Annotated in this window: 1 protein-coding gene; it reads left to right on the forward strand. The window is 68.1% G+C overall.

The genetic code is table 11. The annotated features are described in order from the left end of the window. On the forward strand, positions 1–744 hold a 744-nt coding region (locus tag E4099_RS32580), incomplete at both ends, for an acyltransferase domain-containing protein (protein WP_135342670.1).

Below are 744 nucleotides of genomic sequence, written 5' to 3' on the forward strand. Positions count from 1 at the left end.
CCCAGGACCCCACGCCCACCCTCATCCCCTGGACCATCTCCGCCCGCACCGACCAAGCCCTACGCGACCAAGCCGCCGCCCTCGCCGAACACCTGCGGGCCGATACGCGCCCGACTCCCGCGGAAGTCGGTTGGTCTCTGCTGCGCCATCGGACGGTGTTCGAACGACGCGCCGTCGTCCTGGGCGAGAACCGGGACCAACTGCTGGACGGTCTCGACGCGCTGGTCACCGGGCAGCCCCATCCCGGCGTGGTGGAACCCAGCGCCGAAGGCGGTGAGGGGCCGGGCACCGGAAAGACCGTCTGGGTGTTTTCGGGGCAAGGCAGCCAACGCCCCGGCATGGGCGCCGACCTCTACCACCACTTCCCCACCTTCGCCGAAACCTTCGACGAAATCAGCGAACACCTCAACCCCCACCTCAACCACCCACTCCAAGACATCACCTTCAACCGCAACCCCAACCAACCCGACCTCATCCACCACACCACCTACACCCAAACCTCCCTCTTCGCCCTCCACATCAGCCTCGCCCGCCTCCTCACCACCCTCGGCCTCACCCCCGACGCCGTCATCGGCCACTCCATCGGCGAAATCAGCGCCGCACACATCGCCGGCATCCTCAACCTCCCCGACGCCTGCCACCTCATCGCCACCCGCGCCACCCTCATGGGCCAACTCCCCCCCAACGGCACCATGACCGCCATCCAAGCCACCCCGACGCCGTCATCGGCCACTCCATCGGCGA

Origin of the sequence: Streptomyces palmae, from assembly GCF_004684805.1 — a bacterium.
Classification (GTDB): Bacteria; Actinomycetota; Actinomycetes; order Streptomycetales; family Streptomycetaceae; genus Streptomyces; species Streptomyces palmae.